This window comes from Oscillibacter acetigenes (assembly GCF_025567605.1).
Taxonomy (GTDB): Bacteria; Bacillota; Clostridia; order Oscillospirales; family Oscillospiraceae; genus Oscillibacter; species Oscillibacter welbionis.
In genome coordinates this window covers 39,803-58,213 of sequence record NZ_JAOQKG010000002.1, presented here as the reverse complement: position 1 = coordinate 58,213, position 18,411 = coordinate 39,803, and the positions used below count along the sequence as shown (strand labels likewise).

Annotated in this window: 17 protein-coding genes; 8 read left to right on the top strand and 9 right to left on the bottom strand. The window is 62.3% G+C overall.

Annotation, left to right across the window (positions count from 1 at the left end; genetic code table 11):
* Positions 1-18: 18 nt before the first annotated feature.
* Together OCV80_RS04065 and OCV80_RS04060 are read right to left on the bottom strand one after the other, a co-directional pair.
* A complete protein-coding gene (locus OCV80_RS04065) occupies positions 19-711 on the bottom strand; it encodes an MgtC/SapB family protein (RefSeq protein ID WP_021749067.1) in 693 nt (230 codons plus the stop codon).
* Positions 712-725: 14 nt separating this feature from the next.
* Positions 726-1,451, bottom strand: a complete 726-nt coding sequence (locus OCV80_RS04060) for an MgtC/SapB family protein (RefSeq protein WP_025544438.1) — start codon at positions 1,449-1,451, stop codon at positions 726-728.
* 634 nt (positions 1,452-2,085) lie between these two features.
* On the opposite strand from OCV80_RS04060, the gene OCV80_RS04055 reads away from it, so the two are divergent.
* The 3 genes from OCV80_RS04055 to OCV80_RS04045 all read left to right on the top strand — a co-directional run bounded on the left by OCV80_RS04055 (position 2,086) and on the right by OCV80_RS04045 (position 6,117).
* Positions 2,086-3,162 (top strand): ABC transporter substrate-binding protein, encoded by a 1,077-nt coding sequence (locus OCV80_RS04055; RefSeq protein ID WP_203005769.1) that lies wholly within the window; start codon positions 2,086-2,088, stop codon positions 3,160-3,162.
* A 94-nt stretch (positions 3,163-3,256) separates the two neighbouring features.
* Entirely contained in the window at positions 3,257-5,002 is a 1,746-nt protein-coding gene (locus OCV80_RS04050) for an ABC transporter permease (protein ID WP_021749062.1), read from the top strand.
* Positions 4,999-6,117 carry an ABC transporter ATP-binding protein gene (locus OCV80_RS04045; protein ID WP_021749061.1) on the top strand — a complete coding sequence of 373 codons (1,119 nt, stop codon included), beginning with the start codon at positions 4,999-5,001 and terminating at the stop codon, positions 6,115-6,117. The genes OCV80_RS04050 and OCV80_RS04045 overlap by 4 nt, the downstream gene beginning before the upstream one ends.
* 87 nt (positions 6,118-6,204) lie before the next feature.
* On the opposite strand, the gene OCV80_RS04040 is transcribed toward OCV80_RS04045, so the two are convergent.
* The 3 genes from OCV80_RS04040 to OCV80_RS04030 form a co-directional block, all read right to left on the bottom strand.
* Positions 6,205-6,486, bottom strand: a complete 282-nt coding sequence (locus tag OCV80_RS04040) for a hypothetical protein (protein ID WP_021749060.1) — start codon at positions 6,484-6,486, stop codon at positions 6,205-6,207.
* Between the two features lie 179 nt (positions 6,487-6,665).
* Positions 6,666-8,060, bottom strand: a complete 1,395-nt coding sequence (gene asnS / locus OCV80_RS04035; protein WP_036630172.1) for an asparagine--tRNA ligase — start codon at positions 8,058-8,060, stop codon at positions 6,666-6,668.
* Between the two features lie 106 nt (positions 8,061-8,166).
* Positions 8,167-9,066: a hypothetical protein gene (locus tag OCV80_RS04030; protein WP_119310564.1), complete on the bottom strand. Its 900-nt coding sequence runs from the start codon at positions 9,064-9,066 to the stop codon at positions 8,167-8,169.
* 261 nt (positions 9,067-9,327) lie between these two features.
* Between OCV80_RS04030 and OCV80_RS04025 the strand changes: the two genes are divergently transcribed.
* The 3 genes from OCV80_RS04025 to OCV80_RS04015 all read left to right on the top strand — a co-directional run bounded on the left by OCV80_RS04025 (position 9,328) and on the right by OCV80_RS04015 (position 11,843).
* A complete protein-coding gene (locus OCV80_RS04025) occupies positions 9,328-10,410 on the top strand; it encodes a PfkB family carbohydrate kinase (RefSeq protein WP_021749056.1) in 1,083 nt (360 codons plus the stop codon).
* Positions 10,411-10,491: 81 nt separating this feature from the next.
* Positions 10,492-11,421: a pseudouridine-5'-phosphate glycosidase gene (locus OCV80_RS04020; RefSeq protein WP_021749055.1), complete on the top strand. Its 930-nt coding sequence runs from the start codon at positions 10,492-10,494 to the stop codon at positions 11,419-11,421.
* A gap of 68 nt (positions 11,422-11,489) precedes the next feature.
* A complete protein-coding gene (locus tag OCV80_RS04015; protein ID WP_119310563.1) occupies positions 11,490-11,843 on the top strand; it encodes a DUF1294 domain-containing protein in 354 nt (117 codons plus the stop codon).
* A gap of 52 nt (positions 11,844-11,895) precedes the next feature.
* Here the strand turns inward: OCV80_RS04015 and OCV80_RS04010 are convergent, their stop codons facing one another.
* Positions 11,896-12,828 carry a sugar phosphate isomerase/epimerase family protein gene (locus OCV80_RS04010; RefSeq protein ID WP_119310562.1) on the bottom strand — a complete coding sequence of 311 codons (933 nt, stop codon included), beginning with the start codon at positions 12,826-12,828 and terminating at the stop codon, positions 11,896-11,898.
* Between the two features lie 155 nt (positions 12,829-12,983).
* Here OCV80_RS04010 and OCV80_RS04005 point away from each other — a divergent pair, with 155 nt between their 5' ends.
* Complete coding sequence (locus OCV80_RS04005) at positions 12,984-13,406, top strand: HIT family protein (RefSeq protein ID WP_119310561.1); 423 nt, start codon at positions 12,984-12,986, stop codon at positions 13,404-13,406.
* Positions 13,407-13,541: 135 nt separating this feature from the next.
* The gene (gene pyk / locus OCV80_RS04000) at positions 13,542-15,284 is read left to right on the top strand and encodes a pyruvate kinase (RefSeq protein WP_021749051.1); all 1,743 of its coding nucleotides are present in this window, start codon (positions 13,542-13,544) and stop codon (positions 15,282-15,284) included.
* Positions 15,285-15,421: 137 nt separating this feature from the next.
* Here the strand turns inward: pyk and OCV80_RS03995 are convergent, their stop codons facing one another.
* Genes OCV80_RS03995 through OCV80_RS03985 form a run of 3 tightly spaced genes read right to left on the bottom strand, consistent with a single transcriptional unit; the run spans position 15,422 to position 18,309 of the window.
* The gene (locus tag OCV80_RS03995) at positions 15,422-16,495 is read right to left on the bottom strand and encodes a glycosyltransferase family 4 protein (RefSeq protein ID WP_025544929.1); all 1,074 of its coding nucleotides are present in this window, start codon (positions 16,493-16,495) and stop codon (positions 15,422-15,424) included.
* Positions 16,496-16,534: 39 nt separating this feature from the next.
* Complete coding sequence (locus tag OCV80_RS03990; RefSeq protein WP_021749049.1) at positions 16,535-17,131, bottom strand: TVP38/TMEM64 family protein; 597 nt, start codon at positions 17,129-17,131, stop codon at positions 16,535-16,537.
* On the bottom strand, positions 17,128-18,309 hold the full coding sequence (locus OCV80_RS03985) for a glycosyltransferase family 4 protein (RefSeq protein ID WP_119310559.1): 1,182 nt from the start codon (positions 18,307-18,309) through the stop codon (positions 17,128-17,130). The genes OCV80_RS03990 and OCV80_RS03985 overlap by 4 nt, the downstream gene beginning before the upstream one ends.
* Between the last annotated feature and the right edge of the window lie 102 nt (positions 18,310-18,411).

Below are 18,411 nucleotides of genomic sequence, written 5' to 3'. Positions count from 1 at the left end.
TTCCGGCTTGCGCCGCTGTTACAACTCCTCTACCGACACCACGCCCTCCGTGGCGTTCATCTTGGGGATCAGCTGCTCCACCCGGCACCGCTTGTTCAGCCGCAGGGTAAAGAGGGCGCAGGCATTGTGCGTCTCCGTCTCCGTAGAGCGGGTAATCTCCATGTTCAGCACCTTCAGGTTCAAATCCCGGAACAGCCGCAGCACATTGTCCAGGCAGGTCTTGTTACTGTACTCCATATAGAGGTTCACCTCCGGGGCGTTGTCCAGCATCCGGTACTCCAGCTTGGACAGGAACATCTCCGCCGCCAGAATCAGCGCCGTGGCGAAGATGCCGCCCTCGTAGAACCCGCCGCCCAGGCACAGGCCCACAATGGCCGCCGCCCAGAGGCCCGCCGCCGTAGTGAGCCCCTTCACCCGGCGGCGCCGGGTGACGATGATGGCGCCTGCGCCGATGAAGCCAATGCCCGCCACCACCTGGGCTCCCAGCCGGGCCATGTCCGTGTAGTAATGGAGGTTCAAATAAAGGAACTGGCTGGTGAGGGTCGTCATGGCCGCCCCCAGGCAGATCAGGATATGGGTGCGGAACCCCGCCGGCCGGCGCTTGTACTCCCGCTCCAGCCCGATGAGACCGCCGCACACCACCGCCAGCAGCATCCGCAGCGTGGTGGACAGCACGGTCACATCCCGCACACCGTCAAAAATCGGCAGCAATCTCCGCACCTCCCTCAGATTTCATCAATGGTGTAGACGCTCTCCAACTCGGAGATCGCCGCCAGGACCCGGACGTGGTAGTGCCTGCCGGGCAGCCGAATGGAGAACACCGCGCTGGGATTCTTGGACCGCTCCTCCCGGCCCCGGTCCAGATCCACTTCGTAAATCTGTCCGCCCTGAGACTTGATGCGGGCAATGATGTCCCCCAGATTGTCCAGCGTCTGGAATTCCACATAGATGTTCATGTTCCGGGCGCTTTCGATGATGGCATCCTCCACGAAGGGCAGCAGCCGGTTGGTCAGCAGGATCAGCAGGAAGCCCAAAAGTACGCACTCGTAAAATCCCGCGCCGATGGCCAGACCCATACAGGCGGACGCCCAAAGGCCCGCCGCCGTGGTCAGTCCCTTCACCTCCTGCTTGCCGGTGACGATGATGGTGCCCGCACCCAGAAAGCCGATGCCGTTGATGACCTGGGCGCCGAAGCGGGACACATCCGTCCGCAGGCCGATCTCCATGGCGGTCTCATGCCAGGCGTGGGTCACCATATAGCTCTCATACTGACTGAGCAGCATGGTCAGCGCCGCGCCCAAGCATACCAGCATATAGGTCCGGAAGCCTGCCGGCCGGCGCTTCCGCTCCCGCTCCAGTCCGATGAAGCCCCCGAAGAGCATGGCCACAGTCAGGCGCAGCAGGACGGAGGCCACGTTCATCTCCCGCAGGTATGCCAGTCCTTCCATCATTCTGTGCACACTCCTCTCTCCGCCCCGCGCCGGGCAGTCAAACAATAAAAAGGGGAGGAATGGCTCCGCCAACTCTCCCCTCTCTTTCGGCAGGTCACCTCTGCGGCAGATGTTGCCGCATATTCCCGGAAACGGTTGCATGGTTAAATAAAGCTGTTTGAACGGCGCCATTCTCAGCATTCTTGACAAATTTCGACGAACCCAAAGCGCCCAAATTGTTTCTTTTATGTTTATCACAAGCCGGAAGAGAAGTCAATATCTTCCACACTTTGGCGGAAATCTTCGGCTGATTGCCTAAAGCCTGGAGAAAAATTTGGGCAATTTCAGTCCAGCCGGGTCCCGGGGATACGAAACGGTTTTGAAGGGCACGTGTTTGAAAGTAAGCGCTGTCATAAATTTTATAGTTTCACCAATTTCCCCTTCCGCTTTTTAACAAAACTTCCGGAAAAAGCCAGCGCCGCCGCCATTTTTGTCTCTTATACAAATACATTTTTTCTATTTTTGTCTTTGCCTTATGGGGTTTCTCCTGTGTGCAAACGTTACCAATTATTGACACTCTTTTCCGGAGATGCTACAATATCCCTAAAATCCCGGAGGATCCGGAACCTAAAATTGGTGAAAAGGAGACACTCTTATGAAACAGAGCAAACGTCTATTCGCGCTGCTCCTTACCCTGGCTATGACGCTGGGAATGCTCACCGCCTGCGGCGGCGGCAACAGTGACACCTCCTCCGAAGGGGACGGTGGGGAGTCCAGCGGCAGCAACGAGCTGACCGTCTACACGGCATTCCCCGAGGCCGAGGTGGCCTACTACTTCAACGCGTTTGAGGAGGCCACCGGCATCAAGGTCAACGCTCTGCGGCTCTCCGCCGGTGAGATGCTGACCCGCGTGGCTGCTGAGAAGGACAATCCCCAGGCCTCCCTGATGTTCGGCGGCTCCACCGACAACTACATCGCCGCCTCCAACCAGGGCCTGCTGGAGGCCTATCAGTCCCCCGAGCTGTCCAACACCCCGGAGAACTATCTGGACCCCGACGGCGTGTGGAACCCCATCTATGTGGGCGCCATCGCCTTCGCCTGCAACAAGGACTGGTTCGCGGACAAAGGGTATGATTATCCCACCAGCTGGGATGACCTGCTGGATCCCAAGTATCAGGATATGATCATTATGGCCCACCCCGCCACCTCCGGCACCGCCTACACCGTTCTGGCCACGCTGATCCAGCTGAAGGGTGAGGATGCCGTGTGGGATTACCTGAAGGAGCTGGACAAGAACATGTCCCAGTACACCAAGTCCGGTTCCGCCGCTCCCAACGGCGTGGCCCTGGGCGAGGCGGCCATTGCCCTGACCTTCTCTCACGACGGTCTGCAGCCCACCACCGAGGGCTATCCCATCGAGCTGTCCTTCCCCACCGACGGCACCGGCTATGAGGTGGGTGCCATGGCCCTGATCAAGGGCGGTCCCGCTGACGAGCAGGAAAACGCCAAGAAGTTCATCGACTTCATGTGCTCTGCAGAGGGTCAGAACCTGTATGCCGAGAACAATTCCTTCCGGGTGCCCACCAACTCCCAGGCCACTCCGGCCGAGGGTCTGGTGACGCTGGACTCCGTGGCCGTCATCGACTATGATGCCGTCTGGGCTGCCGAGCACAAGGACGAGTTCGTCGCGCAGTTCGAGGCGAACATCGCCAGCTCTGAAAATCTGGAGTAATTCCGGAAGATTCTCTCTATGCCTGCAGGACTTCCTCCCCGGCGGGGAGGAAGTCCTCTTGCCAAACGCTTGAAAATCAACAGGAGGAACCCAAATGGCAAACGCTGCTGGTTCGGGCGGCAAAAGCGCCGCCCGCCTGAAAAGGCGGAACGAATCCAAGATGATCATGCGTCAGCCCATCATGCTGATCTCGATCCTTACGGTCATCGTGCTCCTGCTTTTATTCGTCATCTATCCCCTGGTGAAGATTCTGCTCTTCAGCCTGACCGATGCGTCCGGGACTTTCTCCCTGGCTACCGCGGCGGAGATCTTTTCCACCTCCCGGTATTTAAAGACGTTCGGCCGCACCATGGTGCTGGGAGTGATCGTGGCAGTGATCGCCACCTTCATCGGCTACATCTTCGCCTATACCATCACCCGCACAAACGTCCCCTGCAAGGGCTTTCTGAAGACCATCGCCACCCTGCCCATCCTGTCCCCGCCCTTCATTCTGTGCCTGTCCATCATCTTTCTGTTCGGGCGGCAGGGGCTGATTACCAACGGGCTGCTGAAGATCACGGACAACGACGTCTACGGCATGGGCAGCCTGATCGTGGTGCAGGTGCTGAGTTTCTTCCCCATCGCCTATATGACCCTCTCCGGCATCCTCTCCTCCATCGACGCATCGGTGGAGGACGCCGCCTGCAACATGGGCGCCAGCCGGTGGCACACCTTCTGGACGGTCACCTTTCCGCTGTCCCTGCCGGGCATCATCTCCGGCTGCCTGCTGGTGTTCATCCAGTCTCTGGAGGACTTCTCCAATCCCGCCACCATCGGCGGCGATTTCACCACCTTATCTGTGGAAGTCTATCAAACCATCACCGGCAGCTATGACATGCAGAAGGGCTCCGTGCTGGCGCTTTTGATGCTGGTGCCTACCATGCTGGCCTATCTGCTGAACAAATACTGGGTCAACAAAAAGAGTTTCGTCACCGTCACGGGCAAGCCCACCCAGGCCCGCAAGCTCATCGATGAGCCCCATATCAAATGGCCCCTGTTCGCTGTCTGCCTGGTGGTGGCCGCGGTCATCATCCTGTTCTACGGCACAGTGGTCTTTGGTTCCTTCGTCAAGACCTGGGGCTACGACTACACCCTCACCCTGGACCAGTACACCCGCGCCTTGCAGCAGGGCTGGGACAGCCTGCGGAACTCCATTATCCTGGGTCTGATCGGAGCGCTGATCGGCGGCCTGCTGGGCATGGTCATCGCCTACATCACCGCCAAGCGGGACTACTACGGCAAACGGTTTATCGAGGTGTCCTCTGTTCTGATGTTCGCCGTCCCCGGCACTGTGCTGGGCATCGCCTACATCCTGGCCTTCAACACCGGCTTCCTAGTGCTCACCGGCACCGCTGCCATCCTGGTGATCGTGTTCGTGTTCCGGAATATGCCGGTGGCGATTGAGTCCGGCACCACCACGCTGCTGCAGATCGACAACTCCATTGAAGAGGCCTCCACCATTCTGGGTGCCGGCAGCGGCTACTCCTTCCGCCGGATCTCCCTGCCTATGCTGCGCAACGCCTTCTTCTCCGGCCTGGTGTACTCCTTCGTGAAGGCCATCACTGCCGTCAGCGCCATCATCTTCCTGGTCTCTCCCCGCTGGGATCTGGTCACCAGCAAGATCTACACGCTCTTTGACCAGGCAAAATACAGCCAGGCTGCGGCCTTCGTCACCATGATGGTCGTAATCCTGCTGGTGTTTATCGGCATTTTCAACGGATTGATCAACCTGCTGCTGGCCCCCCGCTCCAGGGTGCCCAAGGGCGCAGGCATTCACGAGAAAACGGAGGAAACAAAATGAGCAAGCAGATGGAAAAGTCGGCGCTGGGCAAAAAGAGCTCCGGCGTGGTTTTAAAAGAGATCACCAAGATCTTCCAGCAGCCGGATACCGGCAAGGATTTCGTGGCTGTGGACCACATCAACCTGAACATCCAGGACGGCGAGATGGTGACGCTGCTGGGCCCTTCCGGCTGCGGCAAAACCACCACGCTGCGGATGATCTCCGGCTTTGAGTACCCCACCAGCGGCAGCGTGTTTATCGGTGAGCGGGATGTTGCCAAGATCCCCCCCAACAAGCGGGGCATCTCCATGGTGTTCCAGAGCTACGCTCTGTTCCCCCATCTGAACATCTGGGAGAACGTGGCCTACGGTCTGAAAGTGGCCAAGGTCTCCCAGGATGAGGTGGTCCGCCGCACCAACGCCGTCATGGAGCTGATGCAGCTGACCGGTATGGAGCGCCGGTTCCCCAACCAGCTCTCCGGCGGACAGCAGCAGCGGGTGGCCCTGGCCCGCGCCGTGGTCATTGAGCCCAGCGTGCTGTTGTTTGACGAGCCCCTGTCCAACTTGGACGCCAAGCTGCGGGAGAGCATGCGGGACGAGCTCCGGGCCCTTCAGAAACGGCTGGGCATCACCTCCCTTTATGTCACCCATGACCAGTCCGAGGCCATGGCCATCTCCGACCGGGTGGTCATCATGAAGGACGGCGTCATCTGCCAGCAGGGCACGCCCACAGAGATCTATGAGCAGCCCAACAGCCGGTTCGTGGCCAACTTCATCGGCAAGGCCAACTTCATCGACGGCACCTTCCGCGGCATGGACGGCGAGAACGCCCTGGTGGAAGTGGGCGGCCACACCTTCCCCATCCCCGCCCCCGGCAAGATGGAGGGCGTCCAGAAGGACGGCCCCTGCTGCCTGGCGGTTCGTCCGGAGTCTATTCTCCTCTCTGAGGAAGAGGGCCCCCTGTCCGGCCGTGTCTCCCGGGCCACTTACTACGGTGCCAAAGTGGAGTACGAGGTCATGCTGGGCGACCAGCCCATCATCGTGGAGGTCTACAACCCCCAGCTGTCCAAGCGCTTCGCAGAGGGCGAAGCGGTCCACATGACCCTCATCGACCGCTGCGTGCGGGTGCTGGCCTGATCCGGCACAGTTCTTCATCTAACTGAAAGAGAGCGCCCGGGCCACGTGGTCCGGGCGCTCTCTTTCACGCGCACTCCGGGGCAGCGCCTATTCCTCCCGCAGATAGTTCAGCTTCCCCAGGTCCAGGCCCATTTGCAGCCCCAGAAAGAAGTGGGCGGCGCAGGCCCGTTCTCCCGCGCCAGCCCAGGCGTCCTCCATCTCCAGGACCTCCTCCAGCAGCGGCACGTCCCCGCCGTGGGTTTCCCGGAAGCTGGCCATCAGTTCTTGCTGCTTCCGCTCCAGCGCCTGCCACTCTTCGTCCCGTCCCTGAAGCCTGGGCCGCAGATGCGCCAGCATCAGGCGCAGAAGTTCCATTGTATCGCTTTCCATTTTTTTCCTCCTTTTGAGTTTTTCCTAACTATACACTAGGGCCCCGCCTCTCCTCAAGAAAAACTGTTGCAGCGGACCGCCGGCAATGCGCAGAAGGGTACCGCCCTCCGTCCCCACAACCGCAAAAAACGGCGCCCTGTCCAAGCAGATGGACAGGGCGCCGGAGTCGATTTTATTTTTTAAAAGTCCGCACTGCCGACCGTTCTCGGGTGGGGCAGGACGTCCCGGATGTTGCTGACGCCGGTGAGGTACATCACCAGCCGTTCAAAACCCAGGCCGAAGCCCGCGTGCTTGCAGGAGCCGTAGCGCCGCAGGTCGCAGTACCACCAGTAGTCCTTGGGGTTCATGCCCAGCTCCCGGATGCGGCTTTCCAGGATTTCCAGCCGCTCCTCGCGCTGGCTGCCGCCGATGATCTCGCCGATGCCGGGTACCAGGCAGTCCGCCGCGGCCACGGTTTTCCCATCGTCGTTGAGGCGCATGTAGAACGCCTTGATCTCCTTGGGATAATCCGTGACGAACACCGGCTTCTTGTACACCTGCTCGGTGAGATACCGCTCGTGTTCCGTCTGCAGGTCGCAGCCCCAGGAGACCTTGTAGTCAAACAGGTCGTTGTGCTGCTCCAGAATCGCCACTGCCTCGGTATAGGTCACCCGGCCGAAGTCAGAGGAGGCCACGTGCTCCAGCCGCTCCAGCAGGCCCTTGTCCACGAAGCTGTTGAAAAAGGCCAGCTCCTGAGGGCACTTTTCCATCACCTGACGGATGACGAACTTGATCATGGCCTCCGCCACATCCATATCGCCCTTCAGGTCTGTGAAGGCCATTTCCGGCTCGATCATCCAGAACTCGGCGGCGTGGCGCTGGGTGTTGGAGTTCTCCGCCCGGAAGGTGGGGCCGAAGGTATATACGTCCCCGAAGGCCATGGCGAAGTTCTCCGCGTTCAACTGGCCGGAGACGGTGAGGTTCGCAGGTTTACCGAAGAAGTCCTGGGAGAAGTCCACCTCCCCATCCTCGGTCATGGGCGGATTTTTGGGGTCCAGCGTGGTGACCCGGAACATCTCGCCGGCGCCCTCACAGTCGCTGGCAGTGATGATGGGGGTGTGGACGTAGACGAAGCCCCGCTCCTGGAAGAACTGATGAATGGCGTAGGCCGCCACGCTCCGCACCCGGAACACGGCGGAAAACAGGTTCGTCCGGGGCCGCAGGTGCTGGATGGTACGCAGAAACTCCACGCTGTGGCGCTTTTTCTGCAGGGGGTAGTCGGAGGTGGAGGTGCCCTCCACCTCGATGGAGGCGGCCTTCAGCTCCAGGGGCTGCTTGGCCTCCGGCGTCAGGACGACGGTGCCGGTGACGATCAGGGCGGCGCCCACGTTCTGGGCGGCGATATCCTTATAGTTCTCCAGCGTCCCGGCCTCCATGACCACCTGGAGATTCTTGAAGCAGGACCCGTCGTTCAGCTCGATGAAGCCGAAGGTCTTCATGTCCCGGATGGTGCGGACCCAGCCGCCCACGGTGACCGTCTGGCCGGAGAGTGCCTCGCTGTCGGCGTAGATGGCCGCGATTTTCGTATAGCTCATAAACTTCACCCGTTTTCTTGTTTTTGCTGGAAATGGCTGCATAATCATGGATATTGTACTCCATTTCAAATAGTTTTACAAGAGGGAACGGGCGTTTTCCCGGTTTTCAGGCGATCGCCTCCGCCCCCACGGTGTAATCGCCCCACTGGCCGCCGCCATTTCGGACAGCGGTGCAGTCTGTGAAGAAATAGGCCCCCAGGCCGCTGCGCCACTTCTCCGCGTCAAAGCGGACGCCACTGTAGTCCGGCATCTCGTCCCCAGGACCGAAACTGGGCAGATTAAAGGTCACCGGGTTTTCATCCTGGGTCTCTTTGACGGAGAACAGGCAGCCGTCCTTCCAGAACAGTGCTTCCCCGTCGATATACCCGCTGTCCACGAAGTCCTGATATGTGCCCTCCATAGCCATCAGCCCGTGGGCGGAGCCGAAGGCATAGGCCACCGCGGCCTGTTCGCTTTCCGGCAGGGAGGTCCCGGACAGGTCCACCCCCAGCTCCGTGATGCCATCATTCAGGCTGGGGTCCACCTCCCAGAGATCGTTCAGCACGTCCAGGTGCAGCCGGCACAGATCGTCAAAGCCGTCCTCCAGGATGCGAACGGAGGCCACCGTGCCGAACCGCATGGGGTAGGACTCCATGACGGAGCCGTCCCAGGTGACCTCCACCAGAGCGCCAGGCATGGGAGACCAGTCCAGCAGGTCCATCTCCTCCTGGGTGTATCCCTCGATAGTCAGGTCTTCCACACTGAAGAGGTCCAGGGTGTACACAGCTCCGGCCCCGCCGTCCGTCCCGGCCAGCACAGAAGCCGGATCATCGCCGTCCCCCACAGTCACCAGCCGGAAGGTCTCCGTCACCCGGCCGGGCTCCGTCGTCTCTCCTCCGGTCCGGGTCTCCTCCGCGGGTGTGCCGCCGGAATCGGCCCCCGCACCGGCGGAGACGTCCCCTCCGGCGCAGGCTGCCAGCAGACAGATACAGAAATACAGGCTCAAAAACAGGCACCATTTTTTCATGAAGCATCGCCTCCTCTGCCTGTATAGTCGGCAAAGGCGGCGGTTTGGTTCCACTTCCGGCGCGATTTTTATTCCGCTGGGAGAACATGAAGCTCCCGCCCCATCAGCACCTCTCTGTCCGGTACCTGCGGCAGGCGAAGCGGGCATCCCCGTCCCACAGACGGCTGACGGCTAAAAATTGGGTCTTGACTTTTTCAAAAAAACAGATAAACTAAGCATTAGATTATATATCTTAATTTTTGCTTACAAGGAGGCGGCGCCATGACCCAGCGGGAACGGCAGATTCTGAACTGGATCGAAGAAAACCCTCTCATCTCCCAGCAGGAACTGGCGGAGAAGGCCGGCATCACCCGGTCCTCCGTGGCGGTGCACATCTCCAACCTGATGAAGAAGGGCTACATCACCGGCAAAGGCTACATCGTCCATACAGCGCCCTATGTCACGGTGGTGGGCGGCGTCAACATGGACATCGGCGGCTGGCCGTCGGAGGTGCCGGTGGACCGGGACTCCAACCCCGGCGCGGTGCGGATGAGTCTGGGCGGCGTGGGCCGGAACATCGCCCACAACATGAGCCTTCTGGGCCTGGACGTGCGGATGGTCACCGCCTTCGGCGACGACCTGTACGCCCAGAAGATCGCCGCCAGCTGCGGGGAACTGGGCATCGACATCTCCCAATCCCCGGTGATCCCGGAGGGGCACACCTCCACTTATCTCTTCATCAATGACGAGAAGGGCGACATGCTGCTGGCGGTCAGTGACATGGACATCTACCGCCATCTGACACCCCAGCTGCTCTCTCAGCGGCAGAAGCTGCTGTCCGGCAGCCAGGTGCTGGTGATCGACACCAATATTCCCGCGGAGAGCATCGCCTATCTGGCAGAGAACTGCCCGGTGCCTATCTTTGCCGACCCGGTCTCCACCGCCAAGGCGGTGAAGTTGCAGCCGGTGCTGGGCAGGCTCCACACCCTCAAGCCCAACCGCATCGAGGCGGAGCTGCTCTCCGGCGTGGCCATCACCGATGAGGCCAGCCTGCGCGCCGCCGCGGACGCCCTGCTGGCCACCGGTCTTCACCGGGTATTCATCTCTCTAGGCGGAGACGGCGTGTTCGCCGCCGACCGTTCCGGGGAGCGGGTGCACCTGCCCGTCCTGCCGGCGGAGATGGTGAACACCACCGGCTGCGGGGATGCCTTCATGGCAGCCATCACCTGGGCCTATCTTGCGGGCACGGATCTGACGGGCACCGCCAAGGCGGGTCTGGCAGCCTCCGCCATCGCCATGGAGGGGGCGGAGACCATCAACCCCGCCATGAGCGCGGAAGCGCTGAAGCTGCGGGCTGGGCTTTAAAGTTCCCGGTCCCCCCATTTCCAATTCCTGACACCCCATTCCCCATCGAATAACCAAAATTCAAATCTGGAGGTTTTTATCATGGCTCTGAACAAGTATCTCGACATCGCCCCTGAAGTGCAGAAGGCCCTGGACGAGGGTCGTCCCGTGGTGGCACTGGAATCCACCATCATCTCCCACGGCATGCCCTATCCCCAGAATGTGGAGACGGCCCTGAACGTGGAGAAGATCATCCGGGAACACGGCGCCACCCCTGCCACCATCGCCGTCATCGGCGGGCGGCTGAAGGCCGGCCTCTCTCCCGAGGAGATCGACTACCTGGGCAAGACCGGCCCTGCCGTGGCCAAGGCCAGCCGTCGGGATCTGCCCGTGCTGGTGGCGGAGGGCAGGGACGGCGCCACCACTGTCACCACTACCATGATTATCGCCCACATGGCCGGGATCTCCGTGTTCGCCACCGGCGGCATCGGCGGCGTGCACCGGGGGGCTGAGACCACCATGGACATCTCCGCCGATCTGGAGGAGCTGGCCCACACCCCCGTGATGGTGGTCTGTGCCGGCGCCAAGTCCATTCTGGACCTGGGGCTGACCCTGGAGTACCTGGAGACCCACGGCGTGCCCGTCATCGGCTACGGCACCCGCGAGCTGCCCGCCTTCTACACCCGGAAGAGCGGCTTTGCCGTGGACTATGAGATCGACACCCCGGCGGAGCTGGCCAAAGCCTTTTATGTCAAGCAGGATATGGGCCTGGGCGGCGGCATGCTGGTGACCAACCCCATCCCGGAGGAGTACTCCATGGACGCGGACGTCATCAACAAGGCCATCGACGAGGCCGTGGAGGAGGCCAAGGCTCAGGGCATCCACGGCAAGGAGACCACGCCTTTCCTGCTGGCCAAGATCAAGGATCTGACCGGCGGCGACTCCCTGGCCTCCAATATCCAGCTGGTGTACAACAACGCCAAGCTGGCGGCAGCCACTGCTGTGGAACTCAGCAAGCTTGCCAAAAACTGAAACTTCTGCTACACTGGACTGGCTGGGAACTCCCGGCCAGTCCAGTGCTGTTTCAGGAGGCGGCCGTTATGGAAGAAAAGACACTCTATCTGCCCACAGAGCACAATGACCGTATCGTTGCCTTCATCGGCTCTCCCCTGGGGCTGCTGGCCGCCTGGCTGGTGCTCATCAACACTGTGACCTTTTTGATCTTCGGCGTAGACAAGCTCCTGGCCAAACACCCCCGGTTCCGCCAGCGGGTGCCGGAGAAAAATCTGTTGCTTCTGGCCGTGGTGGGCGGCAGCGTGGGTGCCCTGCTGGGGATGTACCTCTTCCGCCACAAGACGCTCCACCGGGTCTTTCGGGTGGGCGTGCCGGTGATCCTGGCCGTGCAGCTCCTGCTGGCGGCGGCCATTACCCTGTACTGGAATTTCCTGCGGTGATCCTGTTCTGAAAAAAGCCCCGCCTCGTTCGTGAGGCGGGGCTTTGCGTATTTCAGGCGGGCAGCGCCTGCCGCAGCAGGGACACGGCCTTCTGCAGGGCCTCCTCCAGCGGGATGGTGTAATCCTCCTGTTCGATGCTGAGGGCGCCGTCGTAGCCGCAGTCCTGCAGCGTCTCCAGAAAGCGGCGCCACCAGGCGGCGTCGTGGCCTGTGCCGGGGGTGACGAAGTTCCAGGAGCGGCTGGCGAACTCCAGCACGCCCTTGGTGTCCAGCAGGGTGTTCTGCCCGGCAGCCGGCTCCAGGCGCACGTCCTTGATGTGGACATGGTAGATGCAGTCCGCCAGGGCGCGGGCCACCTCCACGGGGTCCGCCCCCATCCAGAAGAGATGGCTGGGGTCCAGATTCACCCCCAGAATGTCGTCTCCCACCTCACTCCGCAGGCGGCGGAGCGTCTCCACATTGTACACCAGCTGCCAGCCATGGAACTCCAGGGCGATGCGCTTCACCCCGTGGTCCCGGGCCCGGGCGGCCAGCGCCTTCCACACCGGGACGGCCGCCTTCCACTGGTAGCGGAGGATTTCCTCCGTCTCCGGCGGCCAGGACGTGACGATCCAGGTGGGAGTGCGGTCCTCCGGGCAGCCGCCGGGCAGGCCGCTCATCATCACCACGGTCTCCACCCCTAGCTGCTCCGCCAGGAGGAACGTGCCCTCCGCCACCGCCCTGTCTCCGGCTCCCTTCTCCCCGGGGAACAGGGGGTTGCCGGAGCAGTTCAGGGCGGAGATCGTGAGGCCGTTTTCCCCCAGAGTATCCAGCAGCCGGTGCCGGGCACCGGCGTCCGCCGTCAGCCCTTTCAGGTCCACATGGGGCGCCGGGGACCAGTTGCCGCAGCCCAACTCCACCTGCTCCAGCCCCAGTCCCCGGCAGACGGCCGCTGCCTCTGCCAGGGAGCGGTCTACCAGGCTGTCCGTCACCAAGCCGAGTTTCATGTCGATTCCTCCTCCGTCTTCGTTCTTGATACCCTGATGATACCAGAACCTCTGCCCCGGCGCAATCCTGAACTGATGCTTGACGGCGGCGGTTTTGGGTTGTATGGTAATAAGGGGAAAATTTCCTCCGTATTCTGACAAAAGGAGATCTAGCCATGGGATGCTTTTACTGCGATGAACATCACGAGGGCCGGGAGGCCATCATGTACAAGGTCGGCGAGATGGAGGCCGGTGTGCTCTATCTCTTCAAGGATCAGGCCCACAAGGGCCGCTGCGCCCTGGCGCTGAAGAACCACCGGAAGGAGCTGTGCGAGTGCGGGCCGGAGGAGCTGGCCGCCTTCGCCCGGGATCTGGCCCGGGCCTCCGGTGCAGTGAAGGAACTGTGGGGCTGCGACAAGATCAACCTGGGCTCCTTCGGCGATACGAATCCCCACCTGCACTTCCATATCGTACCCAAATACGAGGGCGGATTCGAGTTCGGCGGTTCCTTTGCCATCACGAATCCGAAGCCGGTGCTGCTCTCCGAGGGCGAATATCAAGAGATGATCGCCGCCCTGCGGGAAAAGCTGGGGATGTGAGCCTTCCCGCGCTGACGGGCCTTTTGGCGGATCCCTCTTGTTTATTGAACACTTTTCCACTTTTTTGCGCTGCGGCTTTGTGATAAACTGTCTTACAGTTTGTATCCCTTTTGACCGAAAGGTGGATTTTTATTTATGAGAAAGACAAAGATCGTGTGCACCCTCGGTCCGGCCACGGACAGGGAGGGCGTCCTGCGGCAGATGCTGGAGGCCGGCATGAACGTGGCCCGGTTCAATTTCTCCCACGGCAGCCACGCGGAGCACAAGGGTCGTCTGGACGCCCTGAAGGCCCTGCGGGCGGAGCTGGGCCTGCCGGTGGCCGCCATGCTGGACACCAAGGGGCCGGAGGTCCGGCTGAAGTCCTTCGCCGCAGGTTCCGTCATGCTGCGGACCGGCCAGGAGTTCACCCTGACCACCCGGGACATCGTGGGGGATGAGCAAGGCTGCTCCATCACCTACGCCGACCTGCCCGGGGACGTGAAGGCCGGCGACACCATCCTGCTGGACGACGGCCTGGTGCGCCTGACGGTGCTGGAGACCACAGCGGCGGACGTCCGCTGCCGGGTGGAAAACGACGGGGCCATGAAAAACAACAAGGGCGTCAATGTGCCGGGCATCCGCCTGTCCATGCCCTACATGAGCCAGCGGGACCGGGAGGACATCCTCTTCGGCGTGGAACAGGGCTTTGACTTCATCGCCGCCAGCTTCGTCCGCACGGCGGACGACGTGCGGGAGATCCGCCGCCTGCTGGATGAGGCAGACTCCTCCATCCAGATCATCGCCAAGATTGAAAACCAGGAGGGGGTCAGCAACCTGGCGGAGATCCTGTCCGTGGCGGACGGCATCATGGTGGCCCGGGGGGATATGGGCGTGGAGATCGACTTCACAGAGATTCCCATCATCCAGAAGGACATGATCGCCCAGTGCGTGGCCGCCGGCAAGCCTGTCATCACAGCCACACAGATGCTGGACTCTATGATGGAGAATCCCCGCCCCACCCGGGCGGAGATCACCGACGTGGCCAACGCCATCTACGACGGAACCTCCGCCATCATGCTCTCCGGCGAGACAGCGGCGGGCAAATACCCCGTGGAGGCGGTGCAGACCATGGATGCCATTGCCCTGCGGACCGAGGCGGACATCAACTACGCCAAGCGGATGCGCAACCTGCCGGGTTCCAGCCGCCTGTCCATCGCCGCCGCCACGGCCCATGCCGCCTGCACCACTGCCATGGACATCGGTGCCGATGCCATCCTCACCGTCAGCCAGAGCGGTGCCACCGCCCGGCTGGTGAGCCGTTTCCGCCCCGGCACCACGGTGGTGGCCTGCCTGCTCAGTGAGCGGGTCCAGCGGCAGATGGCCCTGTACTGGGGCGTGGTGCCCCTGCTGATGCCCTATGCCCAGAACACCGACCAGCTGATCGAGTTCGCCATCCAGGCGGCAGAGAAGGCAGAACTCGTGAAGCAGGGCGATCTGGTGGTCATTACTGCCGGTGTGCCCGTGGGTGTCTCCGGCACCACCAATATGATCAAGGTCCATCTGGTGGGCGGGGCCCTGCTCAACGCCGTCGGCGTGGGGGCCAGCAACGCCTCCGGCCCCCTGTGCGTCTGCCGCTCACTGGAGGATGTGGCCGCCAAGTTCCGCCCCGGGGATGTGCTGGTGGTGCCCTACACCACCAACGACCTCCTGCCCTATATCCGGCAGGCGGCCGCTGTCATCAGCGAGGAGAGCGGCACCAACGGCCATGCGGCCACTGTGGGCCTGACGTTGGGCAAGGCGGTGATCGTGGGCGCCGCCGGCGCCGTCCAGCGCCTGAAGGACGGTGCCATGGTCTCTGTGGACTGTGCCCGCGGCGTGGTCCAGACGCTGCCCCAGTAAACGCGCCAAAAGCGCCTCCGGCTTTTGCCGGAGGCGCTTTTTCTCTTCATCGGCGGCCCGCAGAACCGGAATGGAAGCGGGCGCTATGGGGAACCATCCCTCGCCAGGGTATCCTTATCCCGTAGGAATACCGGGAATTAAGGTGTGAAGCTGTGCTGTACGGGTCTCTCCGCCTGAGGGAGGTTCGTTTTTGCCGCCGGCTGCGCTGCCGGCAGAATGTCCATCCGCCGGTAGACCTCCCGCAGGCGCTCCCCCATCACCGACAGGCTCCGCTCCTCCGCCACCCGGCGGCCGGCGGCTGTCAGATCCGGCAATGTCCCTGTCAGAAGTCCTTCCGCCTTCTGCTGGAACTCGTCTGTGCCGGAGGCCTTGTAGACATTCTGTCCCTCCCGCAGCCAGCCGTTGTAAACAGGGATGTCCCGCACCACTGTGGGAATGCCGCAGGCCAGGGCTTCCAGCACCACGATGCCCTCGGTCTCCTCATGACTCATGAAGGCGAATACATCCGCGCCGCAATATGCCTCCCGCAGCGTCTCCCGGTCTACAAAGCCGGCGAAGGTCACATTCTCCGGCGCCTGTTCCATGGCCTGCCGGATCTCCTGGGGGATCAGATGGGGATCCGTCCAGCCGAACCAGAGGAAACGGGCCTCCGGCATCCGCCGGGCCAGCTCCAGGAATTCCGGCAGTCCCTTCCGGGCAATGGTGTGACCCACGGAAATCACCGCCCGCTCCCCTTCCCGGAGGCCCCAGCGGCGGCGGAAGGACGCCCGCCGGGTGGGATCCGGCGCGAAGAACTCTGTATCCACGCCGTTGGAAATGCTGTACACCGGCGGCTTGAGGCCGTAGCTCTCCAGCAAACGGCGGGAGTATTCCGTGGGGGTCAGCACCACGTCGCCCAGGCTGTAGCAGAAGGTGATCCACTTGCGGAAGAGGGGTGCCAGCCGGTCCGAGCCTCGAAAGGATCTGCGGAAATCCTCCATAGTGGAGTGGCCGTAGTAAATGACCTTCCGCCCCATCAGCTTGGCCGCCAGAGCCGCCAGCACCGAATCCGGCAGCACCGTGTTGATATGGACGGCCCCGGCCCGCTGGCACCAATGGTCGGCAGTGTCGATCCGGGCCCGGCGCAGCATCTCCCGCTGGTGGAGGATGGCCTGTCCCACACCGCTTTTGCCGACCAGGCGCAGGCCGCCATTGTAGATAAAAACGCGCATGTGTGTCTCCTTTACCGATCCGCCCGTCCGCGGATGTCTTTACCCCAGCCAGCCTGTGATCTGCTGGAACAGCACCGTCAGCCCCAGGCTGTACAGGGCGATGGAAAGGGGCTTGCCCAGCAGGATGATGGTGGTGAACCGCCGCCAGGTCATGGAGGTGGTACCCGCCAGATAGCACAGGAAGTCGTCCGGCGCCACCGGGAAAAAGATCGCCAGGGCGAACAGCCGTGCAAACCGGTCATTCCGCTCTGTCCAATCGCTGTACTTGGCGATGAGCTTTTCCGAAAACAGCAGGCTCAACAGCGGCCGCCCGCAGTTGCGCGCCACGGCAAAGGCCAACAGCGAACCGATGCAGATGCCCACATAATTGTAGACAAACCCCATCACCGGGCCGAACAGCACCACGCCCACCAGGCAGCCCAGGCCGCCGGGCAGCACCGGCACCACTACCTGCACCATCTGGAACGCCACGAACAGCAGCCCGCCGGCGGCGCCGCAGCTGGCCACAAAGGCCTGCAGCCGCTCCTGGGAGGTTAGCAGTCCTGCCTGCCAGGCCCAGATTCCGGTCAGCACGCACAAAATCAGTCCGAAGAGGGACGCCGCCTGCAGAGCGGTCTTTTCCACGCCCCGGCTCATGCGGTCACCCCCTGGACACAGCTGGCCGCCCGCCGGGCCAGCTGCATCTGATAGATGCGCTCCACCCGCTGGGCAAACCGCTGGGCGGAGAACTGCTCCGCACTCTCTGCGGCCCGCCGCTTCAGCGCTTCGTGGGTCTCCGGGCTGGCCAGGAACTCCTCCAGCCGCTGCCGGAACTCCACAGTGCTGTGGTACTGCCAGCCGTTCTCTCCCTCCAGGATGACGCCCTCCAGGCAGAGATCCGCCCGGCACAGGGCGGGCACGCCGGCGGCCAGTGCCTCGATGTAGGTCAGACCCTGGGTCTCGCTGGAGGAGGCGCTGACGAACAGGTCCCCCAGCCGGTACCACTCCGGCACCTCCTCCGGGGGCACCATGCCGGCAAAGATCACTGCCGGGGCCTCCAGCCGCAGATCGTGGGCCACCTGCTCCAGCCGGGGCCGGTCAGGACCATCCCCCACCAGCAACAGCGTCACAGGGCGGCTGCCCAGGGAGGCCCGGAGCTTCAGCAGCTCCTGGATGTTCTTCTCCTCCGCAAGGCGCCCCACGCACACCAGCACAGTGTTTTCCGCAGGGATGCCCAGGCTGGCCCGCAGAACCGCCCGGCGCATGGGATCGCCCTCCTGCTGGAAGCGCCGCAGGTCGATGCCCGTAGGCACCACGAAGACCGGGCAGCGAACGCCATAGCCCTGCAACAGTCCCCGCACCTTGCCGGTGGGGGCGATCATGCCGTCCACCTGGGCAGCTACCCAGCGGGAGAAAGCCGCCACCGCACATCGGCCCCACCGGACGCTGGGGGAGAAGTAGTGGGTGTAGTCCTCATACACCGTGTGGTAGGTGTGGACCAGGGGGACATCCAGCTCCTCTGCGATGCGGCGGGCCAGGAAAAAGGTGCTGAACTCACATTGGGAGTGGATCACATCCGGCCGCCAGTCCATCAGCTCCCGTACCCAGCGGCCCGCCATGGCGGTGCGGAGGCGGGCGCCGGGATAGATCCGTCCGGCGTTTACGGAGCCGATGGCGGTGACGCCGTCCCGGGACCAGGAGTGGAGCGACTGGGACAGCGTCAGGATCCGGACCTCATGGCCCCGGCGCTCCAACTCCCGCTGCAGGTTTTTCACAGAGGTGACCACACCGTTTACCGCAGGCGTATACCAATCTGTGGTAATCAGGATCTTCATAACAGGTTCCCTTCTTTCGTCTTGTTCTCCTATACGACGCAGCCCCGCCGAACGCTTCAACTTCCGGAACATTTTTTCAGTTCCAGTATAACGCCACCAGAT